Annotated in this window: 21 protein-coding genes; 8 read left to right on the plus strand and 13 right to left on the minus strand. The window is 58.3% G+C overall.

Features of this window, described 5'->3' with window-relative positions; genetic code table 11:
- Nucleotides 1-1,385: dihydroxy-acid dehydratase (locus B2W52_RS10135; protein WP_286802832.1), on the minus strand; the 1,385-nt coding region annotated here is incomplete at its 3' end.
- Between the two features lie 212 nt (nt 1,386-1,597).
- On the opposite strand from B2W52_RS10135, the gene B2W52_RS10140 reads away from it, so the two are divergent.
- On the plus strand, nt 1,598-4,015 hold the full coding sequence (locus B2W52_RS10140; RefSeq protein WP_286802833.1) for a phosphoketolase family protein: 2,418 nt from the start codon (nt 1,598-1,600) through the stop codon (nt 4,013-4,015).
- On the opposite strand, the gene B2W52_RS10145 is transcribed toward B2W52_RS10140, so the two are convergent.
- The 4 genes from B2W52_RS10145 to ald form a co-directional block, all read right to left on the minus strand.
- A complete protein-coding gene (locus B2W52_RS10145) occupies nt 3,996-6,722 on the minus strand; it encodes a cation-translocating P-type ATPase (protein WP_273095526.1) in 2,727 nt (908 codons plus the stop codon). The genes B2W52_RS10140 and B2W52_RS10145 overlap by 20 nt on opposite strands.
- A 162-nt stretch (nt 6,723-6,884) precedes the next feature.
- On the minus strand, nt 6,885-7,496 hold the full coding sequence (locus tag B2W52_RS10150) for a Yip1 family protein (protein ID WP_008173563.1): 612 nt from the start codon (nt 7,494-7,496) through the stop codon (nt 6,885-6,887).
- A gap of 194 nt (nt 7,497-7,690) precedes the next feature.
- Nucleotides 7,691-8,263: a glutathione S-transferase family protein gene (locus B2W52_RS10155; protein ID WP_008173565.1), complete on the minus strand. Its 573-nt coding sequence runs from the start codon at nt 8,261-8,263 to the stop codon at nt 7,691-7,693.
- A gap of 22 nt (nt 8,264-8,285) precedes the next feature.
- Nucleotides 8,286-9,404 (minus strand): alanine dehydrogenase, encoded by a 1,119-nt coding sequence (gene ald, locus B2W52_RS10160; RefSeq protein ID WP_136629869.1) that lies wholly within the window; start codon nt 9,402-9,404, stop codon nt 8,286-8,288.
- Between the two features lie 157 nt (nt 9,405-9,561).
- Here ald and B2W52_RS10165 point away from each other — a divergent pair, with 157 nt between their 5' ends.
- Nucleotides 9,562-10,365 (plus strand): dienelactone hydrolase family protein, encoded by an 804-nt coding sequence (locus B2W52_RS10165; RefSeq protein WP_286802835.1) that lies wholly within the window; start codon nt 9,562-9,564, stop codon nt 10,363-10,365.
- 50 nt (nt 10,366-10,415) lie between these two features.
- Here the strand turns inward: B2W52_RS10165 and B2W52_RS10170 are convergent, their stop codons facing one another.
- From B2W52_RS10170 to cysZ, 6 genes are all read right to left on the minus strand, one after another.
- Entirely contained in the window at nt 10,416-11,111 is a 696-nt protein-coding gene (locus B2W52_RS10170; protein ID WP_286802838.1) for a lysophospholipid acyltransferase family protein, read from the minus strand.
- Nucleotides 11,112-11,281: 170 nt separating this feature from the next.
- Nucleotides 11,282-11,488 carry a cold-shock protein gene (locus B2W52_RS10175; protein ID WP_008172950.1) on the minus strand — a complete coding sequence of 69 codons (207 nt, stop codon included), beginning with the start codon at nt 11,486-11,488 and terminating at the stop codon, nt 11,282-11,284.
- A gap of 239 nt (nt 11,489-11,727) precedes the next feature.
- The gene (gene crcB, locus B2W52_RS10180) at nt 11,728-12,108 is read right to left on the minus strand and encodes a fluoride efflux transporter CrcB (protein ID WP_008172952.1); all 381 of its coding nucleotides are present in this window, start codon (nt 12,106-12,108) and stop codon (nt 11,728-11,730) included.
- 17 nt (nt 12,109-12,125) lie between these two features.
- The gene (locus tag B2W52_RS10185) at nt 12,126-14,576 is read right to left on the minus strand and encodes an acyl-CoA dehydrogenase (protein ID WP_053113201.1); all 2,451 of its coding nucleotides are present in this window, start codon (nt 14,574-14,576) and stop codon (nt 12,126-12,128) included.
- A 130-nt stretch (nt 14,577-14,706) separates the two neighbouring features.
- A complete protein-coding gene (gene rapA / locus B2W52_RS10190; RefSeq protein ID WP_286802842.1) occupies nt 14,707-17,568 on the minus strand; it encodes an RNA polymerase-associated protein RapA in 2,862 nt (953 codons plus the stop codon).
- A gap of 16 nt (nt 17,569-17,584) precedes the next feature.
- The gene (cysZ, locus tag B2W52_RS10195; RefSeq protein ID WP_008172957.1) at nt 17,585-18,334 is read right to left on the minus strand and encodes a sulfate transporter CysZ; all 750 of its coding nucleotides are present in this window, start codon (nt 18,332-18,334) and stop codon (nt 17,585-17,587) included.
- 97 nt (nt 18,335-18,431) lie between these two features.
- On the opposite strand from cysZ, the gene B2W52_RS10200 reads away from it, so the two are divergent.
- On the plus strand, nt 18,432-18,836 hold the full coding sequence (locus tag B2W52_RS10200; RefSeq protein ID WP_108018574.1) for a VanZ family protein: 405 nt from the start codon (nt 18,432-18,434) through the stop codon (nt 18,834-18,836).
- A gap of 444 nt (nt 18,837-19,280) precedes the next feature.
- On the opposite strand, the gene B2W52_RS10205 is transcribed toward B2W52_RS10200, so the two are convergent.
- Nucleotides 19,281-19,940 (minus strand): class I SAM-dependent methyltransferase, encoded by a 660-nt coding sequence (locus B2W52_RS10205; RefSeq protein ID WP_041645686.1) that lies wholly within the window; start codon nt 19,938-19,940, stop codon nt 19,281-19,283.
- A 133-nt stretch (nt 19,941-20,073) separates the two neighbouring features.
- On the opposite strand from B2W52_RS10205, the gene mnmH reads away from it, so the two are divergent.
- The 5 genes from mnmH to B2W52_RS10230 all read left to right on the plus strand — a co-directional run bounded on the left by mnmH (nt 20,074) and on the right by B2W52_RS10230 (nt 24,665).
- A complete protein-coding gene (mnmH, locus tag B2W52_RS10210; protein ID WP_273069541.1) occupies nt 20,074-21,177 on the plus strand; it encodes a tRNA 2-selenouridine(34) synthase MnmH in 1,104 nt (367 codons plus the stop codon).
- A gap of 141 nt (nt 21,178-21,318) precedes the next feature.
- On the plus strand, nt 21,319-22,152 hold the full coding sequence (locus B2W52_RS10215) for a mechanosensitive ion channel family protein (RefSeq protein WP_273157394.1): 834 nt from the start codon (nt 21,319-21,321) through the stop codon (nt 22,150-22,152).
- 170 nt (nt 22,153-22,322) lie between these two features.
- A complete protein-coding gene (locus tag B2W52_RS10220; RefSeq protein WP_273069543.1) occupies nt 22,323-22,880 on the plus strand; it encodes an aminoacyl-tRNA deacylase in 558 nt (185 codons plus the stop codon).
- 82 nt (nt 22,881-22,962) lie between these two features.
- A complete protein-coding gene (locus B2W52_RS10225; protein ID WP_053113206.1) occupies nt 22,963-24,258 on the plus strand; it encodes an FAD-dependent monooxygenase in 1,296 nt (431 codons plus the stop codon).
- A gap of 41 nt (nt 24,259-24,299) precedes the next feature.
- Nucleotides 24,300-24,665 (plus strand): histidine triad nucleotide-binding protein, encoded by a 366-nt coding sequence (locus B2W52_RS10230; protein ID WP_053113207.1) that lies wholly within the window; start codon nt 24,300-24,302, stop codon nt 24,663-24,665.
- Nucleotides 24,666-25,003: 338 nt separating this feature from the next.
- Here the strand turns inward: B2W52_RS10230 and phoU are convergent, their stop codons facing one another.
- Nucleotides 25,004-25,726 carry a phosphate signaling complex protein PhoU gene (gene phoU, locus B2W52_RS10235; RefSeq protein ID WP_008172965.1) on the minus strand — a complete coding sequence of 241 codons (723 nt, stop codon included), beginning with the start codon at nt 25,724-25,726 and terminating at the stop codon, nt 25,004-25,006.
- Nucleotides 25,727-25,731: the final 5 nt, after the last annotated feature.

Below are 25,731 nucleotides of genomic sequence, written 5' to 3' on the forward strand. Positions count from 1 at the left end.
CCCTTGGATTTCAGGTAGCTGGTGGGGTAGAGCATTTCCTGCATGCCCGGCCCGCCCTTGGGGCCTTCGTAGCGGATGACCAGCACATCGCCGGCCACAACTGTGCCGTCGAGAATCCGCTCCTGGGCTTCTTCTTCCGAATGGAATACCCGGGCACGGCCGGTAAAATGCGTGCCTTCCTTGCCGGTGATCTTCGCCACCGCTCCCGTTGGTGCGAGATTGCCAAACAGGATCCGCAGATGGCTGTCAGCCTTGATCGGGTTGTCGAAGGCGTGAATGATGTCCTGCCCTTCCGGATAGGGGTCAACATCAGCCAGGTTCTCGGCCAGCGTCTGCCCGGTTACGGTCAGACAGTCGCCATGCAGCAGACCGCGATCCAGCAGCATTTTCATCAGCGGCTGGATACCGCCGATGGCCACCAGCTCCGACATCATGTAGTGGCCGCTCGGGCGCAGATCCGCCAGCACCGGCACCCGCTTGCCAATCTCGACAAAGTCTTCCAGCTCCAGATCGACACCGACGGTGCTGGCCATGGCCAGCAGGTGCAGTACCGCATTGGTGGAACCGCCCAGGGCGATGACGACCGTAATGGCGTTTTCGAAGGCTTTCCGGGTCATGATGTCGCTGGGCTTGATGTCTTTCTCCAGCAGGTTCAGCACCGCAGCCCCGGCACCCCGACAATCCTCCGCCTTGGTTTCCGACACAGCGTTCTGGGCGGAGCTGCCAGGCAGGCTCATGCCCATGGCCTCGATGGCCGACGCCATGGTGTTGGCGGTATACATGCCACCACAGGACCCTGGCCCCGGAATCGCGGTTTCCTCTATCTGCTTCACCTCAATCAGATCCAGATCACCACGGGCGTGGGCACCCACGGCTTCAAACACGGAAATAATATCGGTGTGGTTCTCGCCAGGCATGATGGTGCCGCCATACACGAACACAGACGGCCGGTTCAGACGCGCCAGCCCCATCATGCAACCGGGCATGTTCTTGTCGCAGCCACCGATCGCCACCAGGCCATCGAACCCTTCACAACCGGCCACGGTCTCAATGGAATCGGCGATCACCTCCCGGGACACCAGGGAATACTTCATGCCCTCGGTACCATTGGCAATGCCGTCCGATATGGTAATGGTATTAAAAATCAGCGACTTGCCGCCTGCCTCATCGGCTCCGGCAGCCGACTCCTCGGCCAGTTGGTTGATGTGCATGTTGCACGGCGTGAGGTTACTCCATGTGGACGCAATGCCGATCTGGGGCTTTTTGAAATCCTCATCGGTAAACCCGACGGCCCGAAGCATGGCACGGCTGGCGGATTTGCCAATGCCATCAACAACGGGGGCCGAATATTTCCGGCGCTTGTCCTGATTCTTGTCTTGCGTCATGGGAGTCTCCTTATCAGGTGGCTTATTCGAACAGACTCTCAGAAACCATGGCTTTCGGCAACGGGCAGGCGAGCAAGCCTGTACGCGGGCGGGTGGAGCGCTTGGCTTGGAGCAGTCTGTAGAAAGATGCAGTTTCGACTGACCTGCATCAATGGCAGTTCACAGCGGTGGTTTTAAAATTCGCGAACACACTGACGCCATGGAGGCATCTCATGCCATTTCCCATTCAAACAGCAGCGGTGAATCACGCCGCTTCAGACTGCCCGGATTTCCGGCGCTGGTGCGATGGTTATGGCGTCATCCAGCACAGTGAAGCCACGCAACATCAGGTCAGCCTACTGGCAGAGCACCTGGTTGCTGCCGGCCACCAGCCCGATGCTGCCACGGTCTATCGTAAACTCGCCGACCTGGACAGACTCACCAGTGCCGGTCTCTGGCTGGTAGTCCACATGACCTACGCCCGCCGGGTTGATGTCTCCGGCCAGCCGCTGGCGCCTCAGGACTTAAAGACCAATCCGGAAGGCCACACCGGCGGGGCACTGAACATGGTGCCGGCCTATGCCGGCTATCTGGCTCTGAACAATCTGACCGGACGCACACGGAGCTGGCTGATGGGCCAGGGGCACTGCGTGGCAGCCGTGGACGCCCTGAACGTCCTCACCGGAAACCTTCATCCGGAACAGGCGGAACGTTATCGAGGGCCGGACGGGCTCTCAACTCTGGTTTCCGATTTCTACAGCTACCGCCAGAAGCCGGACGGTACCATGGCCGCGCCCCTTGGCAGCCACGTCAATCCGCACACCGCCGGTGGTATTCTCGAAGGGGGCTACCTCGGGTTTGCCGAGCTGCAATACGCCCATATGCCCCTGCCGGGTGAGTCTCTGGTGGCCTTTCTGTCTGATGGGGCCGCCGAGGAGCAGCGCGGCAGCGACTGGATCCCCCGCTGGTGGCGCGCCGAGGACTGCGGCGCAGTGATGCCGGTTATGATTGCCAATGGACGGCGCATTGAACAGCGAACCGAGCTGGGCACCCGCGAGGGTCTCGAACGTTTTGAAGCGCATCTCGAACACAGGGGCTTTGTGCCCTTCCGTTTTGATGGCCGCGATCCTGCCGCCTTTGTCTGTGCTCTCTATGAAATGGAGCAGGCACTCGCCACCAATGGCGAGGCGGCGCTACGGGGAGAGAGCGGCTATCCCGTTCGGGTACCCTATGGCATTGCGGAGACCACCAAGGGGTATGGTTTTTATGGCGCCAGCAGCAATGCAGCCCACAACCTGCCACTGCCCGGAAACCCGCGAATGGATGCCCGGGCCAGGGAGCTGTTTAACGAGCATGCCGCCAGATTGTGGGTGGCTCCGGATCAGCTTCAAAACGCTATCACTCATCTTAACCAGCACGCCGGGCAATCTCGCCCACTTGAGCGTGATCATGCTCTCGCGACCCGCAATCCACCGGACCCGATAATCCCCCGGCTTCCAGCCTGTCGGGAATGCACCTCGCCGATGAAGGCTGTGGATGATTTTTTCCGGGCGCTGGTAGCCCAGAACCCCGACCTCAGGGCCAGAGTGGGCAATCCGGACGAGCTGGCAAGCAATCGTCTTGGCGGAGTGCTGGATGATCTGAAGCACCGGGTGAACGATCCCGAGAACGATCAGGAGTCGGTGCACGGCAAGATCATCACGGCACTGAACGAAGAATCTGTGGTATCGGCTTGTCTGGCCAATAAGGCGGGGCTGAATCTGGTCGCCAGCTATGAGGCCTTCTGCGTGAAAATGCTTGGCGCCATCCGCCAGGAGCTGATTTTTGCCCGGCACCAGAAAGAAATCGGGCGGCCTGCCCGCTGGCTCGGCTTGCCGGTTATTGCCACCTCACACACCTGGGAAAATGGCAAGAACGAGCAATCCCATCAGGACACCACCTTCTGCGAAAGCATGCTCGCGGAGATGAACGACGTCTCCCGGGTGGTGTTTCCGGCCGACTACAACAGCACCCTGGCAACATTGCCATCGGTATTCCGTGAAAGGGGCACGATCAGTTGCATGGTGATCCCGAAACGGGAACGCCCCTGCGTCTTCGACACCCGGGAAGCGGAACTGCTGGCGAGGCACGGGGCCCTGGTGGTGGATGAAGATACCTCGTCCGGTGAACCATTGCTGCTCATCGCCAATGGCGCCTACCAGTTATCCGAGTCAATCAGAGCCTGTGAACGCCTGAGGGAGACCGGCACCCCCTTTCGCCTGGTCTATATCCAGGAACCCGGCAGATTCCGCCAACCGAGGGACACCATGGAAGCCCAGGTATGCCTGTCCGAATTCGAGCGGGAGCGCCTGTTCCCCCACCGCATTCGCCGACGGGTTGCTCTCACGCACATGCGCCCGGAGGTCTTCCGGGGCCATCTCCATCCGCTGTTCCCGGAACCGTCGCAGGCCCGGGTTCTTGGCTACATCAACCGCGGCGGGACATTGAATGAAGCCGGCATGCTGTTTGCCAACGGCTGTTCCTGGGGCCATGCCCTGGCTGCCTGTGCCAGCGTGATGGACAAGCCGCCGGGCGAATGGCTGTCCAGTGCGGAGCTGGCAGCGGTAGAAGGCCGGGGGGACCCGGCGGTGATTACCCGGGGCCTGCCCTGAGCCAACGCCTTCTGACAACCGTTTCGATTTCGAGGATCACCAGAACCACCACACCGGAAACCGCTGCAAACGCGAGCATTTCAACGCTCAACGCCTGCGTGCCAAAGGTCTCGTTGAACCAGGGCGTATAGGTAAACAGCAGTTGCAATGCAATAACCGCGGCGACTGCCAACAGGACGATCGGCGTACCCAACACCCCGCGCAGGGTAATTGACGCTGAATCCAGGTATCGCACCGCAAACAGGTAAAACATTTCCATTGCCACAAGCGTGTTAACCGCAAGGGTCCGGGCAGTGCTCTCATCACCATGATGATGCATGGCCCAGTACCAGGCAGCAAAAATGCCACCAAGGAACAGAAGTGAAACGAAGACCACACGCCAGACCACGAATCCCCGAAGCAGGGACTCATTCCGCCCCCTTGGCGGATGCTTCATAACATCGGGTTCCGCGGGCTCAAACGCCAGTGTCATGGCCAGAACCACAGAGCTGACCATGTTGACCCAGAGAATCTGCAGTGCCGAAATGGGCAGGGTCAGCCCAAGCAACAGGGCGGTAACGAGACTGATAGACTCCCCACCGTTAATGGGCAGCATAAAGGCAATGCCTTTTTTGAGATTGGTGTAAACAGTTCGCCCCTCGCGCACGGCTGCCGCAATACTGGCGAAATTGTCGTCCAGCAACACCACCGAAGACGCTTCCCTCGCAGCCTCCGAGCCCTTCACCCCCATGGCAATACCCACATCCGCCCGCTTGAGGGCCGGTGCGTCATTGACCCCGTCCCCGGTCATGGCGACAACTCCATGCAGGGCCTGCAGCGCAGTGACCAGCCTCAATTTGTGTTCGGGACTGGTCCGGGCAAAGACATCCACTTCACCAACAAGATCCCGAAGTTGATCATCATCCAGCTGGTCCAATTCCTTACCAGTCAGAACCCGCCCGGTATTTTTCAGGCCCAGCTTGCGGGCAATAGCGCCTGCCGTGATCCCATGATCACCGGTAATCATCTTCACCCGGATTCCGGCATCGTGGCACTCGGCAATGGCCCGAATGGCTTCCTGCCTTGGCGGATCCAGCAAACCAACCAGTCCAAGCAGTTCTGCACCCTGTTCAAGATCTTCAATGGCCAGTTCGCCAATGCCACGTTCTGCGGGCTTCCGGGCAAGGGCCAGCACTCTGAGACCATCGGATGCCATTTCGGTGATAACCCGCTCCCAGAAATCCCGGCGCAGTTCGCTGGTTTCCCCGGATTCGGCAACCTCGCTGTTACACATATCCAGGATCCGCTCCGGCGCGCCTTTGAGGTAGATCACGCTGTGGCCGTGGTGGTCATGATTCAGCGTGGCCATGAAGCGATTCTCGGTATCGAAAGGGATCTCATCTTTCCGGGGCCAGTCGGCGGCGCTGCCATCAACATCAAACCCGGCTTTGCGGGCAAACACGGAGAGCGCGGCCTCCATTGGATCGCCGGCGATTCGGATTCTGCCTGAGTCATGGTGAACATGGGCGTCGTTACAAAGGGCGGCGGCCCGGGCAAGTTCGTCCAGCAGAGTGGAGTCCGACGGGTGACCATTTTCGGCGTTTACCGCACCATCAAGATCGTAGCCTTCGCCAGTCACCTCGAGCTGAACCCCGGATAACACCGCCCGAGTGACCATCATTTCGTTCCGGGTGAGCGTTCCGGTTTTATCCGAACAGATTACCGACACCGCGCCCAGGGTTTCGATAACCGGCATTCGGCGAACCACGGCCTGCCGGCGTGCCATCTGGCGCACACCGATGGCCAGGGTAATGGTGAGAATTGCTGGTAAGCCCTCGGGTATCGCGGCAACGGTGAGCCCAACCACTGCCATAAACAGTTCCCGGAATGGCAGACCGCTGAATGCAGCTCCGCCAACAAAAATCGCAATGCCGGCGGCAATCACGATGATGGAAAGGATTCGGGCGAACCTGTCCATTTGCTCCAATAAGGGGGTTTTCAGAGTTGTGGTCTGAGCGAGGAGTCCGGAAATGCGACCGATCTCAGTGCGCGCGCCGGTTCGAACCACAACGCCACGGCCGGTCCCGGTCGCAACCATGGTGCCGGAGAAGGCCATCCCGGACTGGTCCCCCAACGGAGCATCTGGAGCCACCGACCCTGTTGATTTATCAACAGCCTCGGACTCACCCGTGAGAATGGCCTCATCGATTTTCAGGTTGTGGGACTTTTCCAGACGCAGATCGGCGGGCACCCGGTCTCCGGGCTCCAACAGTACCGTATCGCCCGGAACCAGATTGGCAGCATCTATCTGATGCTGGCCATCAGAACGCATGACCCGTGCTTTGGGCGCAAGCATGTGGCGAATGGCCGACAGGGCCTGCTCGGCCTTGCCCTCCTGAACGAAGCCCACCAGCGTCTGGATAACAACAACAGCGAGAATGACGCCAGCATCCACCCAGTGGCCCAGGCTCGCCGTGATTACGGCGGCCCCTGCCAGTACGTAAATCAGGAAATTCTTGAGTTGCCGTCCCAGTCTCGCCCAAGGCCCCTTTGCACGAGCCTCCGGCAAAGCATTTGGGCCATGGCGGGCCAGGCGCTGGCGAACCTCATCCTCAGACAGGGGCTCCTTTGCTTTGAGCTCCTGCCTTGCTTCCGCGGACTGAAGCACATGCCACTCCGGCTCCCGCTGCTCGCACTCGCCGTTTTTCAAGACCACCGATTCCGACATCCCCTGAGAGCTCCCTGCCATTGCAACACCCCATTAAACCCCGGAAAGCACCCGGGGTGGTTTGCGCTGCATCAAAGACAGAATAGTCAGGGGACCGCCCCCACAGAAAAGAAAAAAGGGGGAGCCAGTGGCTCCCCCTTTTACGGTCCGTTTAAACCCGGTTTATCCGCTGATAAATACCGGACCAACTCCGAAGTTCCAGAGAATGACGGAACCCACGCGAGTGGATACCAGGATCACCAGGGCGACGGTCAGCAACGCTCCGGCGTACATTACCGCCCGCTCCTTTTCGATGCCCATGACAATCGGCAGCCCGTCATACATGAGATAGGCGCCATAGCAGGCGGCGGCCAGGAAGACGATGGCGTTGAACCAGGGCACTGGATACAGCAGGGCAAATCCTGCGAGGAACAGAGGAGTGCAGGAGTAGGCTGCCAGGGCAATACCGTTCGAGGGTACGTGTTCTTCCTTGGCGCCGTAGGTTCTTGCCATCCAGTTGATGGCATAACCCAGCGCAAAAACGCCGACCAGCATTGCCAGATAGGTCAACACGCTGAGCTGCATTGCACTGATCTCGGTTAACTTGATCAGCCGCTCATTGCCAACCGTCCAGCCGAAATAGGCAGTCGATATATAGGCACAAATGGGAGCTATCGCCGCCAGAATCAGAACATAGGCAACATAGACCCGGCGCGGAGTTTCATGTTCTTTTCTTATGGAAGCCCACTCTTCATCAGGATGGGTAAAGAGACCGAACGCATGTGACAGGAGCATGGATGACCCCCTCTCTCTTCTATTGTTGGTATTTATACGTACGGAACGCGGTAACCGGCAGATCAGACGCTGTTCCTTAATCTTAACTATAGTCAAGAACAGCGATTGCGAAAGCAAAATGACGCAGGATGATCGGGCAAGCTTTTTTCAGCCTTGGCTGGAGGCGGCGGCCGGCGATTGCCGGCCGCGCGGAGTCAGGAATTGCGCGGATCAGTCTCGGCAACCCAGGGGTAATCCCTGTGGCTGTCGCGGAAGGATAACAGGCTCTCTACACCGGAAAAGTCCACCAGGTCCCTGAAATCCAGCCAGTCCACCAGGCAATAAAGACAGATGGCCGGATAATTCCATTCCTCGAACTGGCCCTCTTCCGCCATTGCCGACAGCGTGCGCAAAGTTGTCATGATGCGTTCACGTTGAAGGTTGTAGAACATCAGGTCGGCGCCGGTATCGATTCCGGACTTCTCCGAGAGCAGCAAGGTGACCGCGGAGTCATTGGCGCCATCGATCATGGTCAGCTGGTTTTCCTGATCCCAGGTCAGCGGATCGCGGCCCTGTTTGGCACTGATGTAACGGGCGATAATCCGGGAATCATAGATTTCCTTGCCACCGTCTTCGAGTACCGGAATTTTCAGGGTCGGATTGTTTCGCCGCAGCTCGTCCCGGCCTTCACCATAGATATTGAGATTGAGGAATTCATAGGGCTCTTCGTCCAGCAGGATACGAATGCGCCGAACGTAAGGTGAAGTAGTGGATCCGATCAGTTTCATGGTTTCTCCGGGGATTTCACACTCAGGATCCCAACAGGGATTCAGGGTTGGTGTATGGGTGCCCGGTCGCTTCTGCCACTTCCCTGTAGGTCACCTTGCCCGCGGCCACGTTCAGCCCGGCCCTGAGGTGTTGATCTTCCTTCATCGCCCGATCCGGACCCTTATTGGCCAGGGCCGCCACAAAAGGCAAGGTGACGTTATTCAACGCCAGAGTCGACGTGCGCGCAACGGCACCCGGCATATTCGCCACGCAGTAATGTACCACACCATCAACAATATACGTGGGATCGTCGTGCGTCGTGGCCCGGGAGGTTTCGGCACAGCCACCCTGATCAATGGCAACGTCCACGATAACGCTTCCCTCCGGCATCCGGCGGATCATATCGCGGGTGATCAGCTTTGGCGCAGAGGCCCCTGGAATGAGCACACTGCCGATGACAAGATCGGATTCCGTCACCGCCTGATCCAGAGTCTGGGCCGTTGAAAACAGGGTTGTGATGCGGTTGCCGTAGAGATGGTCCAGGTTTCTGAGTACGTCCATGTTGCGGTCCAGAACCGTGACCTGGGCACCCAATCCGACCGCCATGGCAATCGCATTCTGGCCGACAACTCCGCCACCAACGACCGCTACTCGCGCCGGACTGACACCGGGTACGCCGCCCAATAGCACGCCGCGACCGCCCATGGCTTTCTCCAGGCAATGGGCACCGGCCTGGATCGACATGCGCCCGGCGACTTCCGACATCGGCGCCAGCAGGGGCAAGTGCCCTCCACGGTCGGTCACTGTCTCATAGGCAATGCAGGTAGCGCCGGACTTCACCAGGTCGTCCGTCTGCGCTTTGTCCGGGGCCAGATGCAGATAGGTGAAAAGCGTGTGCTCCGGCTTCAGCATGGCCCGCTCTTCGGCCTGGGGCTCCTTGACCTTGACGATCAACTCTGCGGTATCGAAAACCTCCCCGGCCGTCTCAAGAATTCGCGCTCCGGCCTGCCGATAATCCTCGTCGGAAAAGCCAATGGCGAGGCCAGCTCCGGTTTCCACAAACACCTCATGATTGTTGCCGCACAGCTCATGAACGGCAGCGGGTGTCATGCCTACACGGTATTCGCGGTTCTTGATTTCCCTGGGTACACCGATCCTCATACACAACCTCCAGATCATTCGGGATTTGCAGGTGTCTGACTGTAGTGTAGTCAAAAGGTCCTATACTGGATTGGCAACTGATTGCATCGGTTTACCGGTTCCGGGCGTAGATTTCCGGACAAAAAGACAATCCGACCCAAAAGGAGTAGGACAGATCATGACACCCCTAAAAGCAACAGCGGCAGCCGCAACCTTCTCAATAGCGCTGGCAAGCACGCAGGTACTGGCAGAAATGCAAACCAAGACCGTTGAATACAAGGTCGGTGAAACCACCTTCACCGGTTACATGGCCTGGGATAATGAGTTCGAAGAGAAGCGCCCGGGTGTTCTGGTGGTGCATGAGTGGTGGGGCCACAATGAATTCGCCCGGGATCAGGCAGAGCGGCTCGCCGCCGCCGGCTATACCGCGTTTGCCCTGGATATGTATGGCTCCGGCAAGCAGGCGGACCACCCTGATACCGCCCAGAAGTTCATGCAGGAAGCGACCAAGGACATGGATCAGGTGAAGGCGCGCTTCATGAAGGCGATGGAGATCCTGCAAAACCATGAAAGCGTTGATGCGTCCCGCATTGCTGCACAAGGCTACTGTTTCGGCGGCGCGGTGGTCCTGAATATGGCACGTATGGGCGTGGATCTGGACGGCGTCGTCAGCTACCACGGTGCGCTTGGCAGCCCCATAACCGCCGAAGCCGGAACAGTGAAGGCCAGGGTTCAGGTGTACACCGGTGGTGCCGACAAGATGGTTCCCTCGGACCAGGTCGCCGGCCTGGTGAAGGAGATGCAGGATGCAGAAGTCGATCTCACCCTGGTGAGCTTTCCCGGCGTGCTGCACTCATTCACCAATCCTGGCGCTGACAAGGTCGCCGAGGAGTTCGGCATGCCGATAGGTTATGACGAAGAGGCCGCCACCCGTTCCTGGGAGGGAACCATGCGTTTCTACGAGGCTATTTTCGCCCGGTAACACCGTGCGCTGAACACCGGAACCCGGCCTGGCGGCCGGGTTCTTCTGCTTCAGAGGGACGACGCAATACTGTTGCGAACGTCTGTCATCAGATCATCCAGCGGCAAAGCCCCGGACGCCATCGGGGGATGAATGACGATTTCAATGTCACCGCTGCTGAAGGCAGCACTTCCCTTGGGCAATCGCTGGTGGGACCCACAGATGGTGACGGGAAGAATCGGAAGCTCGCCATCCTGTGCAATGACGAAACCACCCTTCTTGAAGGGTAGTAATTTGCCATCCCACGAACGGGTTCCTTCCGGGAAAATCAGAATGCCGGTGCCGTCCGGGAGCTGGCCGACACCTCGCTTGATGTTCTCCAGTGCATCACTGCCTTTCGAACGATCGATAAACAAATTCCGCGAGGCTTCCAGTGCCAATCCGAACAGGGGCACCTTGCGCAACTCTTTCTTGATCACCCACCGATATTGCAGACCAAGGGCGAGCACCAGCGCCGGGGGATCAAGATAGGAGGCATGGTTGCTCAGAATGACATATCGCTGACCGGGCTCGATGTTTTCCCTGCCACGAACCTTGAGGCGGATACCGCAGACTTTCAGGATAATCCATGCATAGATCTGGGTGCCGTGGAACGCCGCATCCCCTCGCTTCCCCAAAAGGGCTGCAATAACAATCGGGAAGAACAGAATCAGGGTGAGCAGTATGGCCCAGAACAGGATCCAGGCGGCCTTGAGCAGTCGGAGCATGTAATGATTCCTGGAGATCTCGACTTCCGGTTAAACGAGCAGCAGGTCGGTAAAGATTACACAATGATGGGAAAATGACAAAAGCGTGCCACCTTGCCAGGCGTTTTTCAGCCATTAAAAAAGGCAGCCGAAGCTGCCTTTTTGGCGGTTATTGCCGAATCCATCAGGGATTACAGGGCAACAACGTTCTCCGCCTGAGGACCTTTCTGGCCCTGGGTAACGGTGAACTCAACCTGCTGGCCTTCTGCCAGAGTTTTGAAACCGCTGCCCTGAATAGCGCTGTAGTGAACAAAAACGTCCGGGCCGCCTTCACGAGTGATAAAGCCAAAGCCTTTTGCTTCGTTGAAGAACTTAACAGTACCGGTAGTAGTAGACATACTTAAACTTCCTGAAATCAATCATATTATCTGCCGCCTCGCACCTTCATGGTGTCAGGTCAGCGTTTTGCGGAAATACAGAACTCGCGGAATCAAAAACAGGACGGTCACTACTAACTGCGGAGGTACGTCTTATTCATGAAATGCTTTACTGAATCTTTCCTACGCCCTTCACTCTACTCCTGAATCCGAAGCTTGCCAAGGGTATTTTCGAGAATTTGTGTAGGTAGTGGTACTCATCATCCCTTCACCAGGCCAAAGGTGTAAATTCCCAGTGCAGTCATGAGGATGGAGCCGACAACGTGGGCCAGAATACCGGTGATGGCCATGGCCCATTTGCCGTCCTGGATTGCAGCAAACATCTCGAGTGAAAACGTCGAAAAGGTGGTCAGCGCACCGCACAATCCGGTTATGGCAAAGAGCCGCCACTCCGGTGCCAGCGTGGTGCCATGGCTGAAGTAACCGATCAGCAGCCCGATCAGCCAACCACCACTGAGATTGGCAACCAGCGTTCCGTAAGGAACGGCATGGTATGTCGTGTTCAACCACAATCCCAGAGCCCAACGAAGGTTGGCGCCGATGACGGCGCCAACACTCACAGCAACGAACGACAACCACATGTCAGGGCTGTCTCCTGTCAGGCAGGGTTGTGATCAATCACTGTCTCCTTGTTGCGCGCAAACTCATCAAACGGGAAGTCATCGACCGTTAGCATCTCGAGTACCACCGTCTCATACTGGCGCATGAAATCGGCCTCTTCCTTGGTATAGATACCAGCCTTCAGGGCCGCCTCAAACCGCTCTTCCGGATGCAAGGCGGTCATCGGCAATTCACCTTTGGCGTAGGCCTTGGTCGCTTTCCGGTATAGCTGTTCTGCCTTGTCGTAGTCCTTGAGCAGACCGTTGTAGCGAGCCACCGGATTCTCCACGGTGCCCTCGCCATTGGTATGCCAGATGCTGGCAATCAGCTTATTGCGGATAGGCGTGTCTGTGGATATTGCACGAGCCAGTTTGCGCGCAAGGTCGTCTTGCGGACTGCCCCAGCGACGGCCAAGCGGCATCGTGACGCCCCGCAGAACCAGCGCCACGGCGCGATTCGGCAGGTTCTGGAGGAACTCATCCAGGGCGTTTTCAGTGCGATGCAGCAGCATGCCCAGGCTGTACTCCATTACTTCCTTCTCACCCTCTACCGGCTGGGTCTCGTGCCAGTTCTTGAGGACCATGGAAGCCAGGTACAGGTTGGACAGCATATCCCCCAGCCGTGCAGAGATAAGCTCCCGCATTTTCAGTTCGCTGCCAAGCGTGGTCATCGCGGCATCCGAGCACAGACCAAAGGCTGCGCTGAAGCGGGCCACGGCCTGCGCGTACTTGCGACTGGCACTGTCAAACGGCACATCTGCCCGTCCAAGACCAAGAGCCTGGGTGAAGGCGCGGGCGGCATTGCCGAAAATCAGCCCGGCGTGGCCGAAGAACGCATCGTCAAACGCGTTGATATCATCGTTGTCCTTGGCCGCCAGCTCCTTGAGCACATACGGATGGCAGCGAATGGCGCCCTGGCCGAAGATCATCAGGCTGCGGGTCATGATGTTGGCACCCTCAACAGTGATCGAGACAGCGGCACCGCTGTAGCCTATGCCCAGGTAGTTACGCGGGCCAAGCGTGACGGTCTTGCCACCGTGAACGTCCATGGCATCGGTCAATACACCGCGCTGGAACTCGGTAAGGTGGTATTTAAGGATGGCAGACGGCACTGCCGGCTTCTCACCTTTATCAATCATATTGGCAGTGTGGTTTACAGCTGCCTGAGAGATATAGGTCTTGGCGGCGATTCGGGCCAGAGGCTCCTGCACACCCTCCATATCAGCAACCGGCGTATTGAACTGACGGCGGATACGGGTGAAACCACCAGCGGTGCCAACGGCCGACGCAGCCGCACCGGCCGCACCGGACGGCAGGGTGATGCAGCGACCCACCGACAGGCACTCAACCAGCATACGCCAGCCCTGACCGGCCATATCCACGCCACCGATGATGTAGTCCAGCGGAATGAAGACATCTTTACCCTTGATCGGGCCATTCAGGAACGGGCTGCCAATCGGGCAATGACGACGGCCGATCTCCATGCCTTTGGTGTCCCTGGGGATCAGTGCGCAGGTAATACCGTAGTCTTCGGTTTCGCCCAGAAGCCCGTCCGGGTCGAACATGCGGAAGGCAAGGCCAACAACCGTGGCGATGGGCGCCAGGGTGATCCAGCGCTTCTCGAAATTGAGCCGGATACCGACAACTTCCTTGCCATCGACTTTCTGTTTGCAAACGATACCGGTGTCCGGAAGCGACGTCGCATCTGAACCAGCCCTTGGGCCCGTCAGACCAAAGCAAGGAATTTCACGACCGTCTGCAAGCCTTGGCAGGTAATGGTTTTTCTGCTCCTCGGTGCCGTACTTGACGAGCAGCTCGCCAGGACCAAGGGAATTGGGTACGCCCACAGACACCATGAGCGTCTCGTTGGATGCCAGTTTTTGCAGAACTGCAGACTGCGCCTTGGCAGAGAATTCGAGGCCACCGTATTCCTTGGGAATGATCATCCCGAAGAAACCTTCCTTCTTGAGGAAGTCCCACAGCTCTTTGGGCAGATCAGCCCGCTCGACCGCCACGTCCCAGGTGTTACACATGGAAATTGCCTGGACACACTGATTGTCGACGAAGGCCTGTTCTTCCTCGCTCAGGCCGGTATTGCGGTTGATCAGCAGGTTGTGCCAGTCAGGCCGACCAGTGAACAGTTCACCGTCCCAGCCGACCGTACCGGCTTCGAGAGCCACTTTCTCAGTCTCGGAAACCTTCGGTGCGACCTTCTTGAACATCGCGAAAATGCGGGGTGTCAGCCAGCTTTGGCGAAACCCGGGGAGGCCGGCAGCAGCTGTTAGGGCGGCACCAATAAACAAAACCAGGGCCAGCAAACCAGAGGCAAAAATCAGCGACAGCAGGCCGGTAACGGCCATTACGCCAATCGCGGACGTTGCACCAGACTCGCGCCGCATCACAATCAGCAGGCCAGCCAGTGCCACTACAAACAGTATGAAAGTCATCATAGGTTCTCTCTATCATCCATGGTTCGGGAATGTCGAAGACTATAAACCGTTACGTTTACGGTACCGCATCAGATGAGGGCTGACCAGCAAATGCCGCACAGTCAGCCAGTTACGGAGATCACACCTGGCATTATGCGGTCACGATCACACGAATGCCTTCCAATGCCAGACTGGCGTGCCCTATCGCCTCTTTTGCCGCTTCGAACTGATCGCGGAAAAAGTCGATTTCCTCCTCACGAATCGCCGGATTCACCTTTTGCAATGCTTCCAGCCGACGGATTTCCGGTCCGAAACTGGCCTCCAACTGCTCAAGCGCCTGAGACTTCAGGGGCTCCAGATGAGGCTCCGACAACCGCTCCACGTGGTCCACCATGGTTTCCACCTGGGGCCGGATCTGCGGAACGATGGCCTGGGCCGTGCGCCGCCGGATATTCGAGCACATCTCGTTGAGCCGGTCGTGAGGCAACGCGCCCGAAAGCTCCTTGCCATTTACATCCACCAGCAGCCGAAGTGGCGAGACCGGCAGGTAGCGGGTCAGTTGGAGCGCTTCCGGTGCCGGGCAGTGCACAGTAAACAGGGCCTCCATCAACAGCGTTCCGGGCGGCAGCGCCTTTACGGAAAGACTGGCGAGGGCGGCCTTGCCAAGGCCGGAGCTGGTCACCGAGTCCATCACCCCCGTGACCATCGGGTGCTCCCAGCTCATGAAAGCCAGGTCTTCCCGCTCCAAGGCATTCTGTCGGTCCCAGGTCACGGTAATCCCGTCTTCCGGTAATTCGGCGACATGGCCGGCCTGATATTGCTCGCCGGGTCGCAGAATGTCGGAGTGATCGGCATGGTCTTCGACATCCACGCCGAGGATGTCAAAAGCCTCCATCATGTAATCCCGAACCCGGGCCTCGGATTCTTCGTCTTCGATGGCGGCGATCAGATCCTCTGCCACCTCAGGGCGACAGGAATTCAGCTCGATCAAGGCATCACGGCCAGCCTGCAAGAGCGTTTTCAGGCGCGTTGCTTCGTCCGCAGAGGCCTCGACGAGTCCATCAGCCACATCAAGGTCGCCATCAATAGCCTGCTGCCACTGGGCCTGCACCGCTTCCTGAACGGCAACGCCCACCGCGCAGCTCTCGGCAAAGGCGTTCAGGCCCTCGTGGAACCAGCGGAACTGCACCTCCTGACTGGTGCCACTGAGGTAGGGCACGTGAATATCAATCGCTTCTGTCTGACCGATCCGGTCCAGCCGCCCGATGCGCTGCTCGAGCAAGTCCGGGTTTGCAGGCAGATCGAAGAGCACGAGATGATGGGCAAACTGGAAATTGCGGCCTTCGCTGCCGATTTCAGAGCAGATCAGCGCCTGGGCACCCTGCTCCGTGTCGGCGAAATAGGCGGCGGCACGATCACGCTCGATCAGGCTCAGGTGTTCATGGAAGGCAGCACTGCGGATACCCGCTCGCAGCTGGAGATAATGCTCCAGGACCATGGCAGTCTGGGCACTGGCACAGATCACCACCACTTTGGCGGGGCGCAGGCCGATCAGCTTTTTCTCAAGCCATTCAACCCGGGGATCGTCCGCCAGCCACTGCTCCTCGGGCACCAGTTGCTCCGGGGTCAACCCCTGAATACCTGAGGCCTGCCCTTCGTACATGGCCGGACAAGGCAACGGTTCAGGATCGGGTCGACGCTCGGGAAATCCCTGGATGGCCGCCCGGGTGTTCCGGAACAGCACGCGACCGGTACCATGCCGGTCCAGCAGGGCATCGATCACCGATTGCCTCGGATTGTCACCGGCAAACAGCTGGTCCAGCTCTTCACCCAACCATTCCCGCAGCAGCTTATGATCGCCCTCGCTGATATCGGAGCTTTCGTCCTGAAGCCGCCGGACAACACTGTTGATGGCTTCATACTGCTGCTCTTCTCTGCGGAAGGTTTCCAGATCATGGAAACGGGCCGGGTCGAGAAGCCGCAGGCGGGCAAAGTGACTGGCGATACCCACCTGCTCGGGCGTTGCTGTCAGCAAGAGCAGGCCGCGGCTGACCGCCGACAGTTCCTCAACAATCCGGTATTCCGGGCTAACCTCTTCAGGGCTCCACGCAAGATGATGGGCCTCATCAACAATCATCAGGTCCCAGTGAGCCTTGAGGGCATCGTCCTGCGCCTTCTGGCTTTTCTTCAGGAAGTCGAGACTGCAGAGCACCAGCTGTTCGCTCTCGAACGGATTCACCGCATCTTCATCGCCAAAAATATGGTTAACCAGCGCATCCACGTCGCTTTCCTGCTCTTTCAGAGCGTCGTAGCGACCCTGATCCACTATGGAAAATCGCAGATTAAAGCGGCGGAGCATTTCCACCAGCCATTGATGGGTGAGGGAATCCGGTACCACGATCAAGGCACGCTTTGCCCGGCCAGTGTGCAGCTGATAGTGGAGGATCAGCCCCGCCTCGATGGTTTTGCCAAGACCGACCTCATCTGCCAGAAGAACCCGTGGCGCATGGCGCCGGGCAACTTCATGGGCAATGTATATCTGGTGTGGCAGATGCTGCGTGCGGGCGCCGATCAACCCCTGGGCTGACGATGCCCGCAGGCGGTTCATGTGCTGAAGCGTGGCAAACCTCAGGCGAAAGGCGCCGTTGCGATCGAACTGGCCCGCAAACAGCCGCTGGTGCGGCGCAGAAAAATTCACGGATCCGGCGAGTTTCACCTCGGATATTTCGTGCAGATCGGTGCCGTCGTCCCCGTGATACAGGAGCACCCCGCCCCGGTCCTCAACTGCGCGGACGGTGTACCGTTCGCCATCGAAGGTCTCAATCTCTTCCCCCAACTGATAGATGATGCGGGACAGCGGGGCGTTATCAATCGCGTAGGTGCGCTCCTCATCGGCGGCAGGAAACCCCAGGGTCACCCGGCGCCCGGAGATATCCGTGACGATCCCGAGCCCCAGGCCGGTATCACTGTGGCTGACCCAACGCTGACCAATAACAAATTCCGATGTATCCAAGAAACCTCCAGACCAATTAAGTTCTTGTGGCGCCGTTCTCACGCACCCAGTAAGCCGTCGCCCCACATACCGCCGCCGGCACCACAAACAGATTCAGCACCGGCACCATGGCAGCCAGCGCCACCGGCAGGCCAAAGCCAAAGGCAGACAGGCGTGTGTCGCCGAGCAACCGTCGCAGGGCAGGGAAACTCACCTTGTGGTTGTCTGCCGGGTAGTCCACGTATTGCAGCGCCATCATCCAGCTGTTGAACAGGAACCAGAGAACAGCAGCCACCAGATTAACAACCGGTATAAGACCGATGATCAGCAAACCGATAGCCCGCGGCAGGTAATACAGGATCTTCTGAACCTCGCGCCAGAGTGCGCGGGGAATATCCTTGATGATCGATGCCCAACTGTCATCGGTATTCACCTCCTGGCCGGTCAGGTGCTTTTCTGTCAGTTCGGCAAGATAGCCATAGAAAGGGGAACCAATCAGATTGGCAACGATCACAAAGCCGTAGGCGAGCATCAGTACGATGACCGCCCCGTACAGAATCCAGAACAGCCAATCCAGTGCCTGAAGCCACGCCCAGTCCGGCAACCACGACATCGCGGTGGCAATCAGGCCTGCAAACAGCTCTCCCATGAAGAAGAACAGCAATCCGAAGAGCAGAATATTGATAACCAGTGGAATGATGACGAACAGCCGAAGACCGGGCTGACGAATCAGGCGGAAACCCTCACCCAGGTAGCCCAGTCCACGAAAAAAATTACCCTTGAGCATAGCTGGCAGGACCTCCGCTTCAATGACAATGACGGGGCGCAAAGCATATCATGTTGGCAACATTCCCACAGCCCGAGAACGCTCAGTGACTTCCCCGATGGATACATTGAAACAACAACTGACCAGCCTGCTGCAATTCCGCCCCCTCTGGCAGGCAGCCTTTGTGGTTTCCGTTCTGGCCATCGGGTTTCTGGCGACAACCGACAGCCCTCATGCCATACCTTCATCGTCGAACGACAAGGTGAACCATTTTATCGCCTTCCTCGAGCTCACCATTCTCACCCGGCTGGCCTGGCCGGAGCTGCGGGCCATCTGGTTTGCGCCGGCGCTGCTGGGCTTTGGCCTTGGCATTGAGCTTATCCAGGCAACCCTGCCCTATCGGGAATTTTCCCTGGCCGATCTGGCTGCGGACGGCGCCGGCATTGCCATCGGACTTCTTCCCTGGCCCGGCATCCGAAACGCCGGAAAACCGGATTTGCGAAATTCGCCAGAATCGCTGTGAGATATCTCTTACACAGGCGTGAGATCTTGCAGTGACGTTGTGTGCGCGGCAGTGCCAGAAACTCTTTAGGGAAAAGCTAACTCACTGATAACTTTATTTTATTGCAGACACCCACGCTGACATCTCCTGCGATGCGTGCACAGTTCACACGTTTGTCAGAATCCAGTTGGTATATTGTTGTTGTCAAGGATGACAGGGAAATGGACGACGCACTGGATGCACCCCGGCAAGGATCGCGGGGAGAGGTAGGGACACAAGGACGCCTCGCTTAAGGGATAACTATTCGGATAGCCGGCTCGGATGCCGGCACCACGGAGTGGCTCAAGGATCTCGCAACACGGCTGTTGCCAAATGCGCAAGGATGCGCCGACCTGTTCCGAGAAAGGGTAACCGTTTGGTTGCCCTTTATTTTTTTATACCTTCTTTTTTCTCACCTCTGATCCATCACTGGTTGTTCTCGGCCAGGTAGATACGAACCCTATTGAACTCCTCGAATTCGTTAAGATCCGGCCAGGTCCGGGCCTCAAGCGTTGTCTGCTTGCGGTAGGCATCGTCACCCAACACTTTCATCCGCGAATCCGCCAGCAGCACCCGAGGAGCCGCCTCGCGTAAAACGCCGAGCAACGGCCGGTTTTCCGGATCATAGAGCACATCCGCGGCGGTCACGACATCTATTTCGTCCGGTCGGGCTGCCCAGTCAGGGCAAAGGCCAACGGAAACACCATTGAGAGCCGCATTTGCATTGGCCGCGTCCAGCGCAGCCGGATCAATGTCACAGGCGATGGCTTCCTTCGCTCCGGCCATTGCCGCCGCGACAGCCACGATTCCGGATCCCGAGCCGAAATCCAGGACGCGCTTGCCCTCAACCCAATGGGGATTGTCCAGAATCCAGTTGGCGAGCACCTGGCCGCTGGCCCAGCAGAACGACCAGTAGGCGGGTTCGGCAACGACCGCCTGGGCCTCTTCGTGCGATAACGGCCCCTCAAGCACCCTCGGGTCAAAGAGGTACAGGGCAATGCGCTCACAGCCGGCAGGACGGGAAACGGCCACCCGGCCTCGGGAGAGGGTTTTGCGCAGGTGCTGATTCAGACTGTCCACTGACATGGGGTACCCAACCTCAATTTTCCGGAAGGCGTTATTGTACCCGTGACCAGTACGGGAAACAGGCGGCGACAAGCAGAAAAACCCCATTTCCGCTATACTGCCGCCTCCATCTGACAACTGGTTTACCGCTGAAATGGCAAGCAGACCCGACACCGACGACTACCTTTCCCTGTTCCTGAACGATGTGCCGCTGATGGACGTCCGGGCACCGGTAGAGTTCAGCCGTGGCAGCTTTCCGAATACCGAAAACGCGCCCCTGATGAACGATGAGGAGCGCCATCGGGTTGGCATCTGTTACAAGGAGAAAGGTCAGGACAAGGCGATTGAACTGGGGCACCAGCTTGTGTCCGGTGACATCAAGGCCCAGCGCATTGAAGCCTGGAAACGTTTTGTCGCCCGCCACCCGAACGGCTACCTGTTCTGTTTTCGGGGCGGCCTGCGCTCCCGGCTCACTCAGCAGTGGATCCGGGAGGCCGGCATTGACTACCCGCTGGTCAAAGGCGGCTACAAGGCATTGCGCCGATTCCTGATCGACAGTCTGGAAGCGCAGATCGAATCCGGCGAGTTCCGCATTCTCAGCGGGCGCACTGGAACCGGCAAAACGCGGGTTCTGCAACAGTTACCCAATCCGGTGGATCTTGAAGGCCTGGCCAATCACCGGGGCTCCAGTTTCGGGCGTCAGGTAACACCGCAGCCTTCACAGATCGATTTCGAGAACCGGCTGGCGGTCGCCATGCTCAAAGCCCGCCACCTGAACAGTGGTCCGGTCTATCTGGAAGATGAAAGCCGCCTGGTGGGCCGTTGCGCCCTGCCCGAATCCCTCAAGGAGCGCATGGCCAGGTCGCCGTTGCTGATCCTCGAGCAACCGATGGAAGAGCGTATTGGCATCATTCGCGAAGATTATGTTGAGGGAATGTACTCGGATTACGTGGATCGCGACGGGGCCGAAGCAGGCTGGCTGAATTTCCGGGACTATCTGCTGAGCGCCATTGACCGCATCCGCAAGCGCCTGGGCGGGGAGCGACACCAGCAGCTGCGCGGCCTGATGGACCAGGCACTCCTGCAGCAGGAAGCCACCGGAGAGACAGCGGCCCATAACGCCTGGATCCAGTCACTGCTCCAGGATTATTACGACCCAATGTACGACTACCAACTGGGCAAGAAAGAAGGCCGGATTCTTGTTCGTGGAGGCCCCAAGACCATTCTCGACTGGGCCAACAAAAGCTCGGTTGCGTAAGGCCCTGACTGAATATTACGCCTGCAGTACACACTCACGACATTTGTCTGCTATATAAAGAAGTAGACGAATCATGTTGTTGCAGGAATTTGTCCGTTAATCAGACACTTATGAAAAATACCAACGAACAAGGAGTCCTTTATGGAAGACCTATTTGGCGCTGAAGGCGGTGCCTCGGAACTCATGAATCAGGCCATGGCTCTGGTCATGACATACGCCCCCAAGGTCGTGTTGGCCATTGTCACTCTGATTGTGGGCATGTGGCTGATCAACCGGTTCGTCGGCGTTCTAGATAACAAGCTGGGCAAAAAAGACCCCACTCTGAACAAGTTTCTCTGCGGCCTCATCGGAGCAATCCTCAAGATTCTGCTGCTGATCTCTGTCGCCTCCATGGTCGGCATTGCCACCACCTCCTTCATTGCCATTATCGGTGCTGCCGGCCTGGCCGTCGGTCTTGCGCTTCAGGGCAGCCTCGCCAACTTCGCCGGCGGCGTGCTGATCCTGATCTTCAAACCGTTCAAAGTTGGTGACGCGATTGATGCTCAGGGCTACCTCGGCTCCGTCCGCGAAATCTCCATCCTGTACACCATTGTCGACACCTTCGATAACCGCCGGATTGTGATTCCCAATGGTCAACTGGCCAACGCCAGCCTGACCAACCTGAGCGCCTATGAAACCCGTCGCTGCGACATGAGCTTCGGCATCGGCTACGGTGATGACATCGACAAGGCCAAGGCCATCTGCAAGCGCCTCATTGAAGAAGACGAGCGCGCACTGAAGGACCCCGAACCACTGGTCGTTGTTGGTGCCCTGGGCGAAAGCTCCGTCGATCTGACCGTTCGGGCCTGGACCAAATCAGGTGATCTCTGGCCCTTCTACTGGGACATGCATGAGAAAGTGAAGAAAGCATTCGACGCCGAGGGCATCAGCATTCCGTTCCCCCAGCGCGATATTCATATGATTAAAACCGACTGAGATTCGCGATCGGTTTCTCATTGATACATCCGGTTACTCGCAAACTGCGTAACCTCAACTAAGCTGACCATTAATGGCGGGGTTGACCAACCCCGCCAGGCCATCGGGGCCAGGCAATTAGATCAACACAGGCTCCGGAACGCTGTCATTGCTGGTAGGAGGTTGTCACTATGCCGGTACAGCAGTTGAAGGAATTCCTCGATGAGGCGGGTGTGGAATACATGTGCCTCTCCCACCCTCCTGCATTTACCGCCCAGGAACTCGCCCACCACGTCAAGATTGCCGGCGACCGTATCGTCAAAACGGTGATCATCGAACTGGATGGTAAAATGGCAATGCTGGTGATGCCGGCCACCTGGCGAATCCGCTGGGACAGGTTATCCCGCATCCTCGACACCGACTTTCTTGACCTCGCTGACGAACAGGAATTCCAGGACCGCTTCCCGGATTGCGAGGTAGGCGCCATGCCCCCCTTTGGCAACCTGTTCGGAATGACCGTCTATTGCGCCGAAGCGCTGACCGAGCAGCCCGAACTGGCGTTCGCCGCAGGCAGCCACAGCGAATCGGCACATATGAAAACCTCGGATTTCCTGACCCTCGTGCAACCCATGGTCCTGAACCAGGGATTCAACAAACCGGGTGCACAGAAGCCCGCCTGGCTGATCAAGAACCGTCGCAGGCCTGACGACGCTGCCGAGCCGCGGGTGTCAGGTATGGCAGGCTATTGAGGGTTTTCATTCCGGCTTGATCCCGGTCTCTTGTCTGGCTGCCGTCATCGCGTAAACTGAGGGCATCAGACAGGAAACCGATATGACTCAAGTCTTTGATATTGTCGTAGTTGGTGCCGGCATGGTCGGCGCTGCTCTCGCCACTGGCCTCGGCCAGAATGGCTTCCGCGTTGCCCTTGTCGACCGGGCTCCGCCCCCCGACTTTGACCCGGAAAGCGCCCCGGACATCCGGGTTTCTGCCCTGAGCGCCGGCAGTGAGCGCTATCTCCAGAGCCTGGGCGCCTGGGACCACATCCTCGGGATGCGCTCGACGCCCTATAGGCGACTGGCCGTGTGGGATGAAACCCGCTATCCACTGCAGAACCTGGTGCCCCGAAAACTGGCTGAGGTCCAATTCGACGCCACCGAGCTGGGCGCCCACCACCTGGGACACATCGTCGAAAACTCAGTAACCCAACAGGCGCTCTGGCAAACCGCCGAGGCCTGCCCCCAGATATCCCTGTTCCACGGTCAGGGTGTCGCCTCACTGGCGCAGTCCGGTGATACAGCCACGGTCACCCTGGATGACGACCGCGAGCTGCTAGCAAGCCTTGTAGTCGGTTGCGATGGCGCCCAATCCCGGATCAGGGACCTGGCCGGCATCGGCGTAACCCGTAACCAGTATGACCAGCAGGCAATGGTTATCTCGGTACGCTATCAGGGGCCGGTTGAAGACATTACCTGGCAGGGCTTTCACCCCTCGGGGCCCCGAGCCTTCCTGCCATTGCACAGTGCCGGTCCGGAACATCCGGGTGAAAGCTGGGGCTCCCTGGTCTGGTACGATTCGCCCGATGAACTGGCACGCCTGAAAGCCCTGGACGACAGCACCCTGATGAGCGAAATCCAGTCGTCGTTTCCCGCGAGTTTGCCCTTGCTGACCCACATCGACATCAAAGCCTCGTTCCCCATCGCCCGCCAGCACGCCAAACAATATCACTCTGGACGAGTTGTCCTGGCCGGTGATTCTGCCCATACCATCAACCCGCTGGCCGGCCAGGGGGTGAACCTGGGATTCCAGGATGCGCAAGCCCTCCAGTCAGCCCTCAAAGAGGCCAAGCGCGCCGGCGATGATCTGGCAAATCCGAAGTGGCTGAACCTCTACGAACAACAGCGCCGGCCGGCGAACCGCAGAATGATGCTGACCATGGATCTGTTCTACCATCTGTTCAGCAACCGGATTCCACCCGTCCACCTGCTACGCAACCTCGGCCTCGGCGCCGCCCGCGCCCTACCCTTCGCCCGCAACCGGGTTGCCCGCTACGCCATGGGCATCGACGAGAAACTGCCGGCCGTGGTGCGGCAGATAGCCTCCCGGATTCCGGGCCTGAATCAGCTTTAGAGCCAAACAACAATCCCAAGGACAAGTGCAAAGGAGCCACCATGTCAGAGACGATTTTCACCAAGATCATCAACCGGGAAATTCCCGCGGACATCCTCTACGAAGACGACATCGCCCTCGCTTTCAGCGACATAAACCCCCAGGCGCCGGTTCATTTCCTGGTCATCCCGAAAAAGGCCATCGCCACCATTAACGACATCACCGAGGAAGATCGGGAACTGGTGGGGCATCTGTATCTGGTGGCTGCGAAAATTGCCAAGGAGAAGGGCTTTGCCGACGACGGCTATCGAGTCGTCATGAACTGCGGGGAAAATTCAGGGCAGACGGTGTTCCACATTCATCTGCATGTTCTTGCCGGGAAGCCGCTGGGCTGGCCGCCGTATACCGAAAAAATGAAGCATGCCTGATTGCTTTAGGCTTGGGTGCCGGCAAGCGGTCCGGTAATGCTGTTTGGGACACGCTCAAGGCATCCATGCGCGCTTAGCTTTCGCCATCCCTGGCGAAAGATAGTCCCAAACAGCATTGCCGGCCCACTTGCTCAAACCTGGGAGCTATCGCTCGTAGGCGCCCAATTATCTGTTTTGTTAAGGGACCAGGCTGACTCCCAGCTCTGATCGGACGGCGTGTGGTGCGGCTTTCCGGGACTGTCTTTCGCCATGGATGGCGAAAGCCAAGCGACCATGGACGGCTCGAGCGTGTCTCGGAAAGCCGCACCACGCGGCGGCCCTCCTCCCAGGCCAAAAAATCAGCGGCCGACGACTTTCTCAGCCTCTTCAACCGGCGTATGACGAACGTCCTCGCCTTTGACCATGAAAATCACGTTCTCAGCAATGTTACATGCGTGGTCACCCACCCGCTCCAGGGCACGGAGCACCCACATCACCGACATGCACCGTGAAATGTTACGGGTATCTTCCATCATGAACGTCAGCAGGGTCCGAGCAGCTGCCTGATATTCCTCATCGACGCGCTTGTCTTCCTTCATGATCCGCAACGCCTGCTCGGAATCCAGCCGGGCAAAGGCATCCAGGGCATCGTGAAGCATGCTGAGCACGTGGGTGCCAATGTGGCGTACTTCCACATAGCCCCGCGGGGCCTGGCCCTCTTCCTGCAGCTTGATGGCCAGCTTGGCGATTTTCTTGGCCTCGTCGCCAACCCGTTCAAGGTCGGCCACCATCTTGATGACTGAGATCACCAGACGCAGATCCCGGGCCGTCGGCTGGCGACGGGCAATGATCAGGGTGGCCTCCTCGTCGATTTCCACTTCCATCCGGTCAACTTTCTTGTCGTTGGCACGGATTTCGTCGGCCAGATGACCATCGCCATCCACCAGGGCGAGGATGGCATTATCGACCTGGGCCTCAACCATGCCGCCCATTTTGAGGAACTCGGTCTTGAGCTCCATCAGTTCGTCATTGAACTTGTGGGAGATGTGATCCCCGTAAACGTCGTCCTTCTTTGTAGGCATACTGT

The organism is Marinobacter sp. UBA2498, assembly GCF_002341575.1.
GTDB lineage: Bacteria > Pseudomonadota > Gammaproteobacteria > Pseudomonadales > Oleiphilaceae > Marinobacter > Marinobacter manganoxydans.